General features: G+C 63.4%; 14 protein-coding genes and 1 pseudogene. 8 read left to right on the forward strand and 7 right to left on the reverse strand.

Annotated elements, in window-relative coordinates:
- The first annotated feature begins 166 nt into the window (after positions 1-166).
- Genes fliL through CQ12_RS38180 form a run of 4 tightly spaced genes read left to right on the forward strand, consistent with a single transcriptional unit; the run spans position 167 to position 3,083 of the window.
- Positions 167-658 (forward strand): flagellar basal body-associated protein FliL, encoded by a 492-nt coding sequence (gene fliL / locus CQ12_RS38165; protein ID WP_057840379.1) that lies wholly within the window; start codon positions 167-169, stop codon positions 656-658.
- An 18-nt stretch (positions 659-676) separates the two neighbouring features.
- The gene (fliM, locus tag CQ12_RS38170) at positions 677-1,879 is read left to right on the forward strand and encodes a flagellar motor switch protein FliM (RefSeq protein ID WP_057840380.1); all 1,203 of its coding nucleotides are present in this window, start codon (positions 677-679) and stop codon (positions 1,877-1,879) included.
- A complete protein-coding gene (locus CQ12_RS38175) occupies positions 1,876-2,316 on the forward strand; it encodes a DUF6468 domain-containing protein (RefSeq protein ID WP_057840381.1) in 441 nt (146 codons plus the stop codon). The genes fliM and CQ12_RS38175 overlap by 4 nt, the downstream gene beginning before the upstream one ends.
- Positions 2,313-3,083 carry a MotE family protein gene (locus CQ12_RS38180; RefSeq protein ID WP_057840382.1) on the forward strand — a complete coding sequence of 257 codons (771 nt, stop codon included), beginning with the start codon at positions 2,313-2,315 and terminating at the stop codon, positions 3,081-3,083. The genes CQ12_RS38175 and CQ12_RS38180 overlap by 4 nt, the downstream gene beginning before the upstream one ends.
- A 46-nt stretch (positions 3,084-3,129) precedes the next feature.
- Here the strand turns inward: CQ12_RS38180 and CQ12_RS38185 are convergent, their stop codons facing one another.
- The gene (locus CQ12_RS38185; RefSeq protein WP_057840391.1) at positions 3,130-3,495 is read right to left on the reverse strand and encodes a hypothetical protein; all 366 of its coding nucleotides are present in this window, start codon (positions 3,493-3,495) and stop codon (positions 3,130-3,132) included.
- 83 nt (positions 3,496-3,578) lie between these two features.
- Positions 3,579-3,800 carry a hypothetical protein gene (locus CQ12_RS38190; RefSeq protein WP_057840383.1) on the reverse strand — a complete coding sequence of 74 codons (222 nt, stop codon included), beginning with the start codon at positions 3,798-3,800 and terminating at the stop codon, positions 3,579-3,581.
- Between the two features lie 397 nt (positions 3,801-4,197).
- Here CQ12_RS38190 and CQ12_RS38195 point away from each other — a divergent pair, with 397 nt between their 5' ends.
- From CQ12_RS38195 to CQ12_RS38205, 3 genes are all read left to right on the forward strand, one after another.
- On the forward strand, positions 4,198-7,980 hold the full coding sequence (locus CQ12_RS38195) for a hypothetical protein (RefSeq protein WP_057840384.1): 3,783 nt from the start codon (positions 4,198-4,200) through the stop codon (positions 7,978-7,980).
- 118 nt (positions 7,981-8,098) lie between these two features.
- The gene (locus CQ12_RS38200) at positions 8,099-8,482 is read left to right on the forward strand and encodes a DUF1488 family protein (protein ID WP_083519664.1); all 384 of its coding nucleotides are present in this window, start codon (positions 8,099-8,101) and stop codon (positions 8,480-8,482) included.
- A 145-nt stretch (positions 8,483-8,627) separates the two neighbouring features.
- The gene (locus CQ12_RS38205) at positions 8,628-8,864 is read left to right on the forward strand and encodes a hypothetical protein (RefSeq protein WP_057840392.1); all 237 of its coding nucleotides are present in this window, start codon (positions 8,628-8,630) and stop codon (positions 8,862-8,864) included.
- A 44-nt stretch (positions 8,865-8,908) separates the two neighbouring features.
- Here the strand turns inward: CQ12_RS38205 and CQ12_RS38210 are convergent, their stop codons facing one another.
- Positions 8,909-10,303, reverse strand: coding sequence for an FAD-binding oxidoreductase (locus tag CQ12_RS38210; protein WP_057840385.1), 1,395 nt, complete (start codon positions 10,301-10,303; stop codon positions 8,909-8,911).
- A 590-nt stretch (positions 10,304-10,893) separates the two neighbouring features.
- On the opposite strand from CQ12_RS38210, the gene CQ12_RS38220 reads away from it, so the two are divergent.
- Complete coding sequence (locus CQ12_RS38220; protein WP_057840387.1) at positions 10,894-11,124, forward strand: PIN domain-containing protein; 231 nt, start codon at positions 10,894-10,896, stop codon at positions 11,122-11,124.
- A gap of 136 nt (positions 11,125-11,260) precedes the next feature.
- Here the strand turns inward: CQ12_RS38220 and CQ12_RS38225 are convergent, their stop codons facing one another.
- From CQ12_RS38225 to CQ12_RS45810, 4 genes and pseudogenes are all read right to left on the reverse strand, one after another.
- Positions 11,261-11,584, reverse strand: coding sequence for a copper-binding protein (locus tag CQ12_RS38225; RefSeq protein ID WP_057840388.1), 324 nt, complete (start codon positions 11,582-11,584; stop codon positions 11,261-11,263).
- A 101-nt stretch (positions 11,585-11,685) separates the two neighbouring features.
- Positions 11,686-12,669, reverse strand: a complete 984-nt coding sequence (locus CQ12_RS38230) for a GGDEF domain-containing protein (RefSeq protein ID WP_057840393.1) — start codon at positions 12,667-12,669, stop codon at positions 11,686-11,688.
- 223 nt (positions 12,670-12,892) lie between these two features.
- A complete protein-coding gene (gene fliP / locus CQ12_RS38235; RefSeq protein WP_057840389.1) occupies positions 12,893-13,648 on the reverse strand; it encodes a flagellar type III secretion system pore protein FliP in 756 nt (251 codons plus the stop codon).
- Positions 13,645-13,933 (reverse strand): annotated as a pseudogene (locus CQ12_RS45810) (flagellar biosynthetic protein FliO); the annotation flags it as partial. The gene fliP and the pseudogene CQ12_RS45810, both read right to left, overlap by 4 nt.

A 13,933-nucleotide genomic window follows, 5' to 3' on the forward strand; every position in this document is an offset into this window, starting at 1 on the left:
TCCTACTTGGGCGCCAATGGAAAGGTTCCGTTAACCATTATTACCCTAGCGTTGCACGTGTGGAGAGCGCGTGTGCGCTGGCGGCTTTTGTTTCGCGTTGTGGGGGCATCGTTACCCAGGCTGGTGGCAACCGCGTTCGTTTTTCGGAATCGAAGCGGGCGGGGCAATGGCTGATAATGAGCAGGCGGAAGGCGCAGACGGCGCAGAAGCCGCATCGGCGAAAAAGGGCAAGCTCAAGCTGATCATTGCGGTCGCCGGGTTCGTCGCCATCCTTGGCGTCGGCGCGGGCTGGTTCTTCCTGATGCGCGGCCATGGCGAGGAGAAGCACGCCGAAGCGCCGCCGCCGAAGCCGCCGTCCTTCGTCGAAGTACCCGACATGATGGTCAACCTGGTCGGCGCCCCCGGCGAGCGGGTGCAATATCTCCGCGTCAAGGTCGTGCTCGAGATCAAGGAAGAGAAGCAGGTCGAGCAGATCAAGCCGAACCTGCCGCGCGTCACCGACCTGTTCCAGACCTACCTGCGCGAATTGCGTCCCTCCGACATCAACGGTTCCGCCGGGCTGTTCCGCCTCAAGGAAGAGCTGACCAAGCGGGTCAACAGCGCGGTGGCGCCGCAGCAGGTGAGCGCCGTGCTGTTCAAGGAAATCGTCGTGCAGTGATGGGACGGATCTAGCATCATGGCCGGCAACCAAGACCAGATGGACCAGGACGCCATTGCCGCGCAATGGGAAGCGTCGCTGGATTCCGAGGACCCCACGGCGGCGGCCGAAGAAGCTGCCGCCAATGAACTCTCCGAAAGCATGGCGCTGCAATGGGCGGCCATGGTCGAGGATGGTGGCCGCGAATTCGGCAACAAGAATTCCGGCGAGCGGGTTCTGTCGCAGGAAGAGATCGACAATCTGCTCGGCTTTACCGTCGGCGACGTCAATCTCGACGACCATTCCGGCATTCGCGCCATCATCGATTCCGCGATGGTGTCCTACGAGCGTCTGCCGATGCTCGAAATCGTGTTCGACCGCCTGGTGCGGCTGATGACCACGAGCCTGCGCAACTTCACCTCCGACAATGTCGAAGTCTCGCTCGACCGCATTACTTCGGTCCGCTTCGGCGACTACATGAATTCAATTCCGCTGCCGGCCGTGCTCAGCGTGTTCAAGGCCGAGGAATGGGAAAATTTTGGCCTGGCGACGGTCGATTCCAGCCTGATCTATTCGATCATCGACGTGCTGCTCGGCGGCCGCCGTGGCCAGACCTCGCTGCGCATCGAGGGCCGGCCCTACACCACGATTGAAACCAACCTGGTCAAGCGGCTGGTCGAAGTCATTCTCGCAGATGCCGAGCAGGCGTTCCGCCCGCTGTCGCCGGTGACGTTCTCGATCGACCGGCTGGAAACCAATCCGCGCTTTGCCGCGATCAGCCGTCCCGCCAACGCCGCGATCCTGGTGCGCCTGCGCATCGACATGGAAGACCGCGGCGGGATTGTCGAACTGCTGCTGCCGTACGCCACCATCGAGCCGATCCGCCCGGTTCTGCTCCAGATGTTCATGGGCGAAAAGTTCGGCCGCGATCCGATCTGGGAAGGACACTTCGCGACCGAGGTGGCGCAGGCCGAGATATCGGTCGATGCCGTGCTCTACGAAGCCGACATTCCGCTCAAGCAGCTGATGAAGCTGAAGGTCGGCGACACGCTGCCGCTGGAAATGCGTCCTGAAGCGCTCGTGCAGGTCCGCTGCGGCAATGTCCTTTTGACCGAAGGACGGATGGGCCGGGTCGGCGACCGCGTCGCCATCCGCGTCACCAAGCAGTTGCGCAAACCCAATACCACCTTCGCGATGTTCGAGAAGGCCGACGAGCAAACCAAGTTGATGGAGGCACAATGAGTCATTCCCTTGGCATTGTAATCGAGAGTCTGGTGGCGGTGCTGCTGGTGCTCACGATTGCCTACTGCATGCTGCTCAACAAGCGGCTGAAGCGGCTGAAGGCGGACGAGCATTCGCTGAAGGCCACGATCGCCGAGCTGATCACTGCGACCGAAATCGCCGAGCGGGCGATCGGCGGCCTCAAGCACACCGTGCGCGACGTCAATGAGAATCTCGGCAGCCAGCTCACCGCGGCAACGCAGATGGCGGGGCATCTGAAGAACATGCTCGCCGAAGGCGATGGCGTCATTCGCCGACTGTCCAAGATCGCGATTGCGGCGCGACCCTCGCAGGAGGCCGAACCCGCAGCACAGCCCAAGGTCTCCAGCGCCAAGGCGGTTGCCGCGGCGGCTGAAGCATTCTCCGAGCGCCGAAGGGCGAGTGGCCTCGCCGCATGAAATCGTTTCGCGATATCCGTGTCATTCCGGTCGTGCTGGTCGCGATCTTCGGCCTTGCAGTGCTGAAGGTCGCCGGCCTCGTGATCGATGGCGGATACGTGTTCGATTATCAGATCAGCCAGCCTGCCAAGCGCTCCTGGGCGCAGGACAATCTAGGTTTTCCCGGCGGCTCCAGGCCTGATACCGCCGACATCACCGGTTCGGTCAAGAAGGAAGAGGCGCCGAAGCCGGCCGCGCCGGCTACCGAGGCGCCGAAGCACGACGGCGTCGTGGTGTTTCCCGACCAGAACCCGCAATCGGTGTCGGCGTCGGAGCGCGCCATCCTGGAACGGCTGCAGGCGCGGCGGCAGGAACTGGAGCAGCGCGCGCGTGAAATCGAGATTCGCGAAAGCCTGTTGAAGTCCGCCGAGAAGCGCATCGAGGGCCGCGTCGAGGAGGCGAAGGCCACCGAGGCGCGGATCACGACCGCGAGCGGACAAAAGTCCGAACAGGACGCCGCCCGCTTCAAGGGCATCATCACCATGTATGAGGGCATGAAGCCGAAGGACGCCGCCAAGGTGTTCGACCGGCTGGAGATGTCCGTGCTCTACGAAATCGCTTCCCAGATCGCGCCGCGGAAGATGTCGGACATTCTGGGCTTGATGCAGCCGGAAGCGGCCGAGCGGCTGACGGTCGAACTGGCCCGCCGCGCCGGCACCGATAAATCCACCTCCACGGCCGAGCTGCCGAAAATCGAAGGCAAGATCCTGCCGCAAAAATCCAACTGATGCGCGATGCCGGCGATCCGGCAAAGCGCATCGGCGCTACCTTCGGTCAGAATCTGCGCGGCCCCGAAGAGACGAACGAGCGGTGCGCCACCGAGAGTGCGCCACGCTCGTTGGTTTCAAGGGCGATCTTCTGCGCCAGCATGACATCGCCCGCGACGAGATCGCCATCCGGAACGAAGCACCATTTGCAGACGTGGTGACCGGTCTCGCTCAGTTCCTCGATGTTCGTCTGCGTGCCATGATGGATCCGATATCGCGTCCCGGTTTGGCTGCCGATGACGTCGAAATATCGGAATCGCTCATAGGAGGCACGCTGCTTCGGCGAGAGCCACTCCTTCAGGAGCGTGAGGGCTCTCGCCTCGGTTTCGAAGCGGAACGTCTTGCTGCCGGAACCGGATCGCGCCACCACCAGCGAAAGCGCCGAAAGCAGCGCCGTGCCGAGCAAAGCGAGGACGAACGAGCATATCGCAAGCGCGATCTGCTGGGTCACGGCCGTCAGCCGCCAACGAGACGCGGATAAAACAGCGTTTCCTCCGCCGTCGGATCGAAGGAGCGGATCACCCGTTGCTCGCCGGGCCCCGATCGTACGGCTGCCGTAAAGCCTGCGCCGGTCAAATCCCTGAACCGCCGCTCGGCCTTTTCGACTTCCGCGCGATCATGGATGTCGAATGTATGCCGGGTGTCGCCAGTACGATCCATCACGATCTGGGTTGCCATTTCACGCACTCCGAATTGACTGCCTGAGGCAGGTTTGGCGACCCGGGAAGCGTTGGTTTGACTGCCGGCCCCGCATCCCGGGTCCATTGTTTCCCTAAGACGGGATGGCTGATGTTAGTTCCATCCGTCGTGAGATTAATGATCCAGATCATGGCGCGGGACGGCGACGTGGCGATAGCCGCATCCCTTAAGGTCTGTGATGCTTACCAAGACGCGAGCAGAGGCCGGATTCCGCGCCATCCCGCAATAGTGTGATTGCTCGCCCCGGCGCCCCACCGCCGCTTCAACGAAATCAATAAGTTGACGTTAACAAAGCCTTAAGCCGCCCACTCCAAGATTCAAACGTGCGGGCGAAAGCACTTCGCCGCTGAATTCATTGAGGCATGAGATCTTCTGGATGGGGCGAAGGGCTGCCGCTGAAACTGGATCGCCGGGCCGCGCATTGGCGCGGGCGGCGCAGCGTTGCCTTAATTATCTCGGCCAGCCCATTGCTGTTGCTTTGTTATTCGCCGGTTTGACGTTCTCGCAAGCCTGCCGGGCCGACGATCCCGTCCGGGGGGAGGCGACGTTCACCTCCGCAGGCGGCTTCGCACGGCTGGTGTTGAGGCTGGCGGAAGACGTCGAATCCGACGTTTCCACCGCGGGTTCGATCATCATCATCCGCTTCAGGCGCCCGGTGGACATTCCCGTCGATAAATTGTCGGACGCCGTGCCCGATTATGTCGGCTCGGCGCGGCGCGATCCCGACGGTACGGCGATCCGGCTGTCGCTGGCGCGGCGGGCGACCGTCAATACGATGACGGCGGGTGAGCGGATTTTCATCGACTTCCTGCCCGATAGCTGGACCGGTCCGCCGCCCGCGCTTCCTGCTGCGGTCGTGCGCGAACTGGCGGAGCGGGCGCGGGCTGCCGAGCGCGCGCTACGTGCGCAGATGGCGGTAGCGGCCGCGAAGAAGAGGCCGCCGGTGCGTGTCCGCGCCTCGGTGCAGCCGACCTTCGTCCGCTTCGTGTTCGAGATGCCCGATGGCGTCAACGTCTCGTCGGTGCTGAACGAGCAGAAGCTGACGCTGCAGTTCAACAGCGTGCTCAATTTCGACCTGGCGGATGCGAAGGTGGCGGCGCCGCCGAACATCGCCTCGATCAATCAGCGGGCCGATGTCGACTCTTCCGCAGTCGACATCGTGCTGATCGGCGAAGTCGACGTGCATTCCTTCCGCGAGGAAAAGAACTACGTGATCGATGTCGGCTTCCAGCAGCCGGAAAAGGCCGCCTCCGCGGAGCCGCAGGCTGCAGCGAAGCCGGTCGCGCCGCCGGCCAAGCCCGGGCCTGCCGCGCGGATGTCCCGCGACAAGGCTTTGAAGGAAACGCCGCCGCAGCCGGCGGAGATTCCGCCTGCTACCTCGGAGGTGATTGCCGACCAGGCCAAGATCGAGATCAAGCCCGCGCAAGCCAGCGACGCGCCCCCGGCGGAGGCGGCAATGCCGGCCGTCGACAAGGTGCCGCCGGCCAGTGGAAACGCCACTCCCGCGCCCGAAAAAATGGCGACCGCACCGGAAAAGCCATTGCCACCGGTCGAAGCTGCGAAAGTAGCGCAGCCCGAGCAGGTCCAGGCCACTGCGGAAGCGCCGAAACCCGCCGCACCCAGGCAGGCGCCACCTCTTGCGGAGCCGCCGGCGAAGGCAGCGGCCGCCGGTCCGCCACCCGAAAGCGGTGCCAAGGACAAGACCCCCATCGTCGAGGCGAGGCGCGACAGCGACGGCCTTCGCGTGACGTTCTCCTTTGCCGCGCCGACCCCGGCGGCGCTGTTCCGCCGTGCCGATACGGTGTGGCTGGTGTTCGATCAGACCAAGCCGGTCGATATCGAACCGATCCGCGCCAAGGGCGGCGCCATCATCGGCGACGTGGTTCGGCTGCCGCTGGACAAGGGGCAGGCGATCCGTATCCGGCTCAACCGGCCGCAGATTCCTTCGCTCGAAAGCGAAGGCCGCGCCAACGGTGCCGAGTGGACGCTGATCTTCGCCGACCGCGGCCAGACGCCGCCGCTGCCGCTGACGGTGCTGCGCAACATCACCGATCCCGCGCTCGCCACCGTCACCGTGCCACTGGCCAATCCTGGCGCGATGCACCGGCTGGTCGATCCCGACGCCGGCGACACGCTGCTGGTCGTGACCGCGCCGCCGCCGACCCGCGGCCTGATCAAGCGGCAGGATTTCGTCGAGCTGTCGCTCCTGGAATCCGTGCATGGCGTGGTGGTGCACCCGAACTCCGACGATATCAGCGCCGAGGTCGGCGCCGACAAGGTGATGCTCGGCCGGCCCGGCGGATTGACGCTGTCGTCTGCCGACGTCGCCGCCGAACGCGCCACCGCGGCGGTGCGGCCGCTGTTCGACGCCGCTGAATGGCGCAAGAACCGGGAAGAGAAATTCCTGCCGCGGCTGGATGCGCTGATCAAGGCGGCTGCCGCCGCGGGACCTGAACAAAAGGCGGAAGCCCGGCTCGAGCTTGCCAATTTCTACATGTCGCGCGGCATGTATCAGGAAGCGAGAGGGGTGACCAACCTCATCCTCTCCGACACCAATCAGGGTAATGAAGATGCTGCCGTGATGATGGTGCATGCGGTCGCCAGCATCCTGATCGGCCATCCCGAGCGCGCGCTCAAGGATCTTGCCAGTCCGGCGATCGGCAACGGCTACGATTCCCAATTGTGGAAAGGGTTCGCGTTCGCCCGCCAGGAAAAATGGGCTGATGCGCGCGAGAAGTTCAAGAACGCCGAATTCTCGATTGCCGCGCTGCCGCTGGAACTGCAGCGCATCGTTACCGCGGACGCGATGCGGGCTTCCCTCGAGGTGAAGGATTATGGCGGGGCCTCGCGGCGGCGCAGCGAACTCGAGGTGATCGGTATTCCCACCGAGATGAAGCCCGAGATCGCCGTGCTGCGCGGGCGTCTGGCGGAGGCGCTGGGACACGACAAGGACGCGCTCGACGCCTACAGGTTTGCGGCGCAGTCCAACGACCGGCAGGCGTCGGCGGAGGCGCGGCTGCTGCAGGCCCTGCTGCGGCACCGGCGCGGCGAACTCGGCCAGGCCGAGTTGACGCGCGAGCTGGAGATTTTGTCGGTCATCTGGCGCGGCGACGCGATCGAGCTGAAGGCGTTGAACAGGCTGACCCAGCTCTACTCGGAAAACGGACGTTATACCGAGGCGCTCGCCGCCGCCAAGACCGCAACCAGGCTGCAGCCGAACTCCGAACTGTCGCGGCAGAGCCAGGATGTTGCGTCCGGGCTGTTCACCGAAATCTATCTCGGCCAGAAGGGCGACGACATGAAGCCGGTCGATGCCCTCGCGATGTTCTATGAGTATCGCGAATTGACGCCGATCGGCCGGCGCGGCGACGAAATGATCCGGCGGCTGGCGGACCGGCTCGCCTCCATCGATCTGCTCGACCAGGCCGCGGAGCTGCTGCAGTACCAGGTCGACAAACGCCTGGAGGGCGCCGCACGGGCGCAGGTGGCGGCGCGCCTTGCCATGGTCTACCTGATGAATCGCAAGCCGGATCGGGCGATCACGGCGCTGCGCCTGACACGAATCTCCGATCTCTCCGGCGAATTGCGGCAGCAGCGCCTCCTTCTCGAGGCGCGTGCGCAAAGCGATGTCGGGCGCCACGACCTCGCGCTCGACATCATCTCCAACATCAGTGGCCGCGAAGCGATCCGTCTGCGCTCGGACATCTATTGGGCGTCGCGGCAGTGGCGGGAAGCGTCCGAACAGATCGAACTGTATTACGCGGACCGTTGGCGCGATTTCAGACCGCTGAACGCCGCCGAGAGGAGCGACATCATCCGTGCCGTGGTCGGCTATGCGCTGGCCGAGGACGCAATCGGCCTTGCCCGTTTCCGCGAGAAATATGCGCCGCTGATGACCGGCGAGGCCGACAAATCCGCGTTCGACACCGCGAGCAAGCCAGCCGGGTCCAACAGCGCCGAATTCTCGCTGATCGCCAAGATGGCAGCCAGCGTCGACACGCTCGACGGCTTCATCCGCGAGATGAAGAATCGCTTCCCGGACGCCACCGCGCGCGCGCCGCTGTCGCCGGATATGTCAAGGAATGAGCCGGTCCATACCGGCGCCTTGCCGGCGATCGCCGGGGTGAGGCGGATCGATCTGACGAAGCAGTCGAAGTAGCGGATTTGGCCGCAGGTTCGGCCAATTTTTGACCAGTTGACGCATTAGGGAAGATGTCCGCGCCGTTCCGGCGCTTTCTGCAATCATCTCCAGCTAGCCGTCACGAACTGGCCGTCCGATGCCACTGACCCGGGACCGAATTATAGGACACGACAACGAACGCCTGGCGTTCAGGTTCACCATGCTGCACGACGCGGATACGGTCGAGTGCCAGATCAGCGACGCTGCGATGGACATCCTCGGTGGCGTCAAGGGGACCGAGAGCATGGCACGGCAGGCGCAGTTCCTGTCGTTGCGCGACGCCGTCGAGGGGCTGGCATCCGAGCTCTTCGACAAAGGTCCGTGCGTGAGGGGACAGGTCATCAGGATCTTCACCAAGCACGTTCAAAAAATGCCGCCATCGCTTACGGACCCGATCGCGACCGGCTCGGAGTCGGCCCTGGATCAGGCCGCTTCGCTGCGGGTCATCGCCGAAGCGCGGCCGGCAAGCGCGGCGCAATAACGCGCCGGGCTTTGTTCGACGCGACAACGGCCGCAAGGCAGCAACTGCGTCCGTGTGTCCTACCGCCTGCTTGCGTCTCCCCTCGACAGATGCGCGCCAAAGCGTCACCCTGCGGGCAAGCAACCCGCCGGAGGACGCCTTCACGATGAGCAAGCCCGCCAAAACCGAAGCCGAACTCATTGCGATGGCGCGAGCCGAGTTGAAGGTCCATGTCGATTGCCCGGACGGCATTGAGATCTCTGTCATCCGCGACGGCGATAGCTGGGAGTTCCGCGCCAAGGCCGACGAGGCCACGATCGCCAAGCCCGGCTATCCCGAATGCGTCGCCATGCTGGTTCAGATCGGCGACCACCTCTGCAAGCAGTATGATTTCAGGGAGTAGTAGGGAGTTGCGAACGTTCACAACTCGACCATTCCAGATCGCCGTCACACCGTAAAAATTCGCCCCGGGTTGAGAATGTTCTTCGGATCGAGCGCGCGCTTCAGCGCGCGCATGGTTTCGATTTCCTCCTCGGTGCGACTCATTTTCAGGTAGGGCCGCCTTGAGATGCCGATGCCGTGTTCGGCCGAGATCGAGCCGCCGAATTCGCCCGTGAGGTCGTAGACCAGCTTCTCGAACTCATCGTGCTTGTCAGGCGTATGTTCGTGATACACGCTGGGATGCAAATTGCCGTCGCCGACGTGTCCCATCACGATGGTGAAGGCTTGCGGATCGATCGCTTTGACTCGTGCATCGAGCGTATCCGCATATTCCTCCATCCTGTCGATCGCCACACTGATATCGAATCCCATCCTTGCCGCGAATGGAAAGCTGCGGCCAAGCTCGACGCTGGAATCGCGGATCCGCCAGATCGCGGCGGCGGATGCATTCGACGTCGAGAGCGTGGCGTCGAGGATCAGATCGTCGCCCATCGCTGTCTCGAGCAATTGCTCAAGGTCAGCATGGATGCGCTCCGCGTCGCTGCCGGAAGCCTCCAGTAGAACGTAGAATGGATGGTTGGTCGGCAGCGGTCCGGCCACCCCCTTCACGCGCTCGACGGTCTGGCGGTAGTAGGCATTCCACATCGCCTCGAAAGCGGTCAATTCGCCCCCGAGGCGTTGCTGCGCCAGCTTCAGGAATGCCATGACCTGTCCGAACGAGGGCAGGGCGCACAGCGCCACCTGCCGCTCCGCCGGCGCCGGAAAGACGCGCAGCGCGGCGCGCGTCACGACGCCGAGGATTCCTTCGCTGCCGATGAAGAGCTGCTTCAAGTCGATGCCGGTGTTGTTCTTGATGTATTTGCGCAGGCCCCTGAGCACGGTGCCGTCGGCGGTGACGACTTCGAGGCCGAGGATCAAGTCACGCGTCATGCCGTAGCGGATGACGCGGTTGCCGCCGGCATTGGTCGAGATGTTGCCGCCGATGGTACAACTGCCGCGCGCGCCGAGATCGAGCGGAAACATCAACCCGTCCTGCTCGACCCGCTCCTGCAGCTTCTGCAGCGGCGTGCCGGCCTGCGCGATGGCGACGCCGGCGGAGACATCGACTTCTTCCACGTTGTTCATGCGCTCCATCGACAGCACGATCTCGTCCGCATTCGGCAGTGTGGCGCGCACCAGCCCGGTCATGCCGCCCTGCGTCGTGACCGGCACGCCTTCGCGGTGACAGAGCCGCAGCAGCACGGAGACGTCTTCCGTCGTTCTCGGGCGCACGACCGCGCGCGGCTTCGGCGCCGGATTGCCGCCGATGTCGTGATGATAGCGCGCGTCGATATCGCTGCCTGACAGCACCGCGCCCTTGCCGAGCGCGTTGTGCAGTTCGTCAATGAAACCCTCGGACATGCTCCTGCCTCTTCTTTACGCGAAGTTTGGCCGAAGCTTTACATGCGGCATGGCCGGGAAGAAACCCGGTCCGGCGTGTGGGGAGGCCGCGTTTTTGCGGATCTATTGACTAGCGCCGCGGCCGCCGCATCGAGCCCGAGCGGCTGCGAAGCGTTTCTTCCTTCCGCTCCGGCTCGACCGAGGTGATCTGGTTGCAGGAATCGCACTTGTATACGTAGACGAGCGGACGCAGTCCGATCCTGGGCAGCTTTCCGATCCGAACCGTACCTATCCCGCACGCTTCGCAGCGCGGCGGCACACAGGTTTCTGAATGCGGTACGGACATATGAACGAATCGCTGAGCAACAAATAAACGCTTCGATGAATCTGGCTTCTGATTGCATCTTAATCGTGGAAATCGGAGTCCGTAAGAATACGAGGATGGCGGCGCGTTCGCGGCGGGAGCGTCCATCTTTTGCCACTAAATCGACCCCGACCGGGCATCCAAACAACACACTGCAGGGAGCAAAATCGGAGCACCAGCGCGCGACCACACGGAAAATTCCACCGGACCTGATCCGGCCGGACTTCAATTTGTGAGGCGTGCAGACATGTCTTCTTCCCCCAGCGGTCAGGACACACTGATACGATCGGCGCTTTCCGCCGTGGACGCTGCGGCGTCCCGCCCGTCGCCGGCCAACAGGTTCAATATTGATCGGGAAGGGCCCGCGAAACGGGCGGTAAAACTCAGGGCGCTGCAGCAACAATTCCAGAAGCTGAACGAATATTGCGACGAGGCGGCCGCTGAAATTCGCGCTTCGCTCGAGCGGTCATCCGGCTAGCGCAGATAACGAGGCCCGGGCTCCCTAAGCAAGACGGCGTTTCGAAGAAACGACAGCTTGCTCAGGGCGCTCCGGGCCTCGCGGTTTTCTATTCGAAGCGACACATCACGAAGCGGGTTGCCGCTTCGGGATTGCCTCACTTCTTGTCGATCTTCGTGACGGCGTCCGCCTTGTCGATCTTGGTGATGGTCTTGGTGCCCGCCGTGTCGCTCACGGCGAAAGTGACCCTGTCGCCGGCGTGCAGCACGTTCAGCCGCGCGCCATCCTGGATCTTGAATTCTTCGCTCGCGGCGCCGGCATTCGCGCCGGTGGTGCCATCAGGCATATCCCTGATCGTGATCGTGCCGCTGATCCGATCTATTCTCGTCACCATTCCGGTCCGCTGCTGCTGGGCAAGAGCCGCCGTACCGACGATGCTGAGGGCCGCGGTGGCAGCCATAATCATCCCTGCGATTTTCATGAAAACACTCCCGGCTGTAGGGTGTCTACGATAAGCCGGGAATGCGGCATTAGTTCCGCAACGGGAGGCATTGCGGCTTTTCTTCGCAGGCGATTGCAGCGCTAGGCCGCGCCGGCCTCGGGCTCGAGTTCGGTTTCCGTCACCGTGCGATTGCGGCCGAGCCGCTTGGCTTGATACAGCCCGCGGTCGCAGCGCTCGATCATGGCGTCCGCCGATTCGGCGAGACGGAATTGCGACACGCCGATCGACACCGTGATGCTGCCGATCTCCTTGCCGGTTGCGCGGCGGGTCAACTTCGCTTCGGCGATGCGCCGGCGAATGCGCTCGGCGACGGACGTACAAGCCTCGAGATCGGCGCCCGGCAAAACCGCGATCAATTCCTCGCCGCCGTAGCGGGCCGCCAGATCGACTTCGCGAACACCTTCCTGCAGCACCTTGGCCACCAGCCGAAGCACCTGATCGCCGACCTGATGGCCGTAATCGTCGTTGAATTTCTTGAAGTGATCGATGTCGATCAGGAAGACGCTGAGCGCCTCGTCCTTTTCCATCGCAGCGATCTGGGCGAGGCGGAGAAATTCATCCATCGAGTGCCGGTTGGCCAGCCCGGTCAACGCATCGGTGTTGGAGCGCTGCTCGGCTGCCTTTAGGGAGTCGCGGATGCTGTCGAGCTCCTCGGACGTGGCGGCGAAGTTCGCTTCCAGCGTGGCGGCCCGCGCCGTCGCCTTTGACAATTCGTCAACCAGCTTCGAAATGATCGTCCGGGGATCGCTGCTGGCGGCGGCTTCGGAAGACACCTCGCCGAGCGCCTTGATGTGGGTCTGGTTGTCGGTAACGGCAGTGTTGAGGAATTGCTGGGCGGTGGCGATCAGGCCGCTCAACTGTTCGGGCAGGTCACCCAGCGGGTCGGCCGCGGACTGCGGCGCCACATAGGTAATATAGAGCTCGTGGTTGGTCGCGGCGTCGAACTTGCGCTTGCCCGCGATCAGGATGTCGATGGTCTTTCGCAGCGCCAGCGAGCTGCCGAGCGAATACTCGAACCAGACAGCGAAATTCGATGGGGTGGCAGGGACGGATTGCTGCGACATCAACCGAATAGCACGGTCGGCAATCGTCGTGGCGTATTCGACGTCCATCTCGCCGATAGGCTGGCCTGCCATCGTCTGACCCGGTGATGCGTTTGTATGTCTTTTCCCTGGCATCCATTGTGCACGAAGGAACTAATCTCAGCTTAAATTCGCTGGGAAACTCCGCTGTAAATACGTAATGAATATTGACCTATTCGGTTGTGGAACCGGCGGAATTCGCCCGTCAGGTAGCGCCGTAGCTCTGTACAAGGCTGCCGGCGACCAGCGTCCAGCCGTCCACCAGCACGAAAAAGATTAACTTAAACGGCAAAGACACCACGACCGGTGGCAGCATCATCATACCCATCGACATCAGGACGGATGCAACCACGAGATCGATGATCAGGAAGGGGAGGAACAGCAGGAAGCCGATCTCGAAGGCACGCTTCAGTTCGGAGATCATGAAGGCCGGGACCAGAATCCGCAGCGACAGGTCTTCCGGCGTTGCCGGGGGCGGCTCGCCGGAGAGGTCGACGAACAGCTTCAGATCCTTTTCTCGAACGTTCTTCTGCATGAAGCCGCGCAGCGGCACCGAGGCCTTTTGCAGCGCTTCCTCGACCCCGATCTGGTTGGCGACCAGCGGCTTGATGCCGTCGTCATAGGACCGCTGCAGGACGGGGCCCATCACGAAGGCGGTCAGGAACATCGCGAGCGCAATGATCACGGAGTTGGGCGGGGCGGTCGCAGTACCGAGCGCGGTGCGCAGCAGCGACAGCACGACGACGATCCGCGTGAACGACGTCATCATGATCAGGATCGATGGCGCGATCGACAGCACCGTCAACAGCGCAATCAACTGGATCGCGCGCTCGGTGACGCCGCCGCCGCCCTGGCCGAGATTGATGCTGATATCCTGCGCCAGCGCCGGATCGGCGAGCGATCCGGCGGCGGTCAGGATTAAGAAAAATAAAACTCTACGCGGAGAAGTCGCCGGCCTCACGAAGGGTTCTTCGGCCGGCCTAGCAGGGACGCCATCTCGTCTTCGAGATTTTCGAAGCCGCTCTTCTGCGGCGCGGGCGCAGGAGGTGTGGGGGCGGGAGGTTCGCTGCGAGAATTACGGGGGCCGGCGGGCGGCGTTTCCGGCGCAACCGGCGGTGCCACTGGTTCGGCCGGCCGCCGCAGGGCGGCTTCCAGCCGCTGCGCCATCTCGGCGAGATTCTGATCGGCGCTGGAAGGCGCGGGGGCTGGCGGAGGAGGCGGTGGTGGCGGCGCGGCAGCGCGTTCC

It is taken from the genome of Bradyrhizobium jicamae, assembly GCF_001440395.1.
GTDB classification, from domain to species: Bacteria; Pseudomonadota; Alphaproteobacteria; order Rhizobiales; family Xanthobacteraceae; genus Bradyrhizobium; species Bradyrhizobium jicamae.

Coding starts and splice junctions, on each gene's coding strand:
- CQ12_RS38180 (WP_057840382.1), top strand. CDS start 2,313: ATGAAATCGTTTCGCGATATCCGTGTCATTCCGGTCGTGCTGGTCGCG.
- CQ12_RS38230 (WP_057840393.1), bottom strand. CDS start 12,669: ATGTCGCAGCAATCCGTCCCTGCCACCCCATCGAATTTCGCTGTCTGG.
- CQ12_RS38175 (WP_057840381.1), top strand. CDS start 1,876: ATGAGTCATTCCCTTGGCATTGTAATCGAGAGTCTGGTGGCGGTGCTG.
- CQ12_RS38205 (WP_057840392.1), top strand. CDS start 8,628: ATGAGCAAGCCCGCCAAAACCGAAGCCGAACTCATTGCGATGGCGCGA.
- CQ12_RS38190 (WP_057840383.1), bottom strand. CDS start 3,800: ATGGCAACCCAGATCGTGATGGATCGTACTGGCGACACCCGGCATACA.
- CQ12_RS38200 (WP_083519664.1), top strand. CDS start 8,099: ATGCCACTGACCCGGGACCGAATTATAGGACACGACAACGAACGCCTG.
- fliM (WP_057840380.1), top strand. CDS start 677: ATGGCCGGCAACCAAGACCAGATGGACCAGGACGCCATTGCCGCGCAA.
- CQ12_RS38195 (WP_057840384.1), top strand. CDS start 4,198: ATGGGGCGAAGGGCTGCCGCTGAAACTGGATCGCCGGGCCGCGCATTG.
- fliL (WP_057840379.1), top strand. CDS start 167: ATGGCTGATAATGAGCAGGCGGAAGGCGCAGACGGCGCAGAAGCCGCA.
- CQ12_RS38225 (WP_057840388.1), bottom strand. CDS start 11,584: ATGAAAATCGCAGGGATGATTATGGCTGCCACCGCGGCCCTCAGCATC.
- CQ12_RS38220 (WP_057840387.1), top strand. CDS start 10,894: ATGTCTTCTTCCCCCAGCGGTCAGGACACACTGATACGATCGGCGCTT.
- CQ12_RS38210 (WP_057840385.1), bottom strand. CDS start 10,303: ATGTCCGAGGGTTTCATTGACGAACTGCACAACGCGCTCGGCAAGGGC.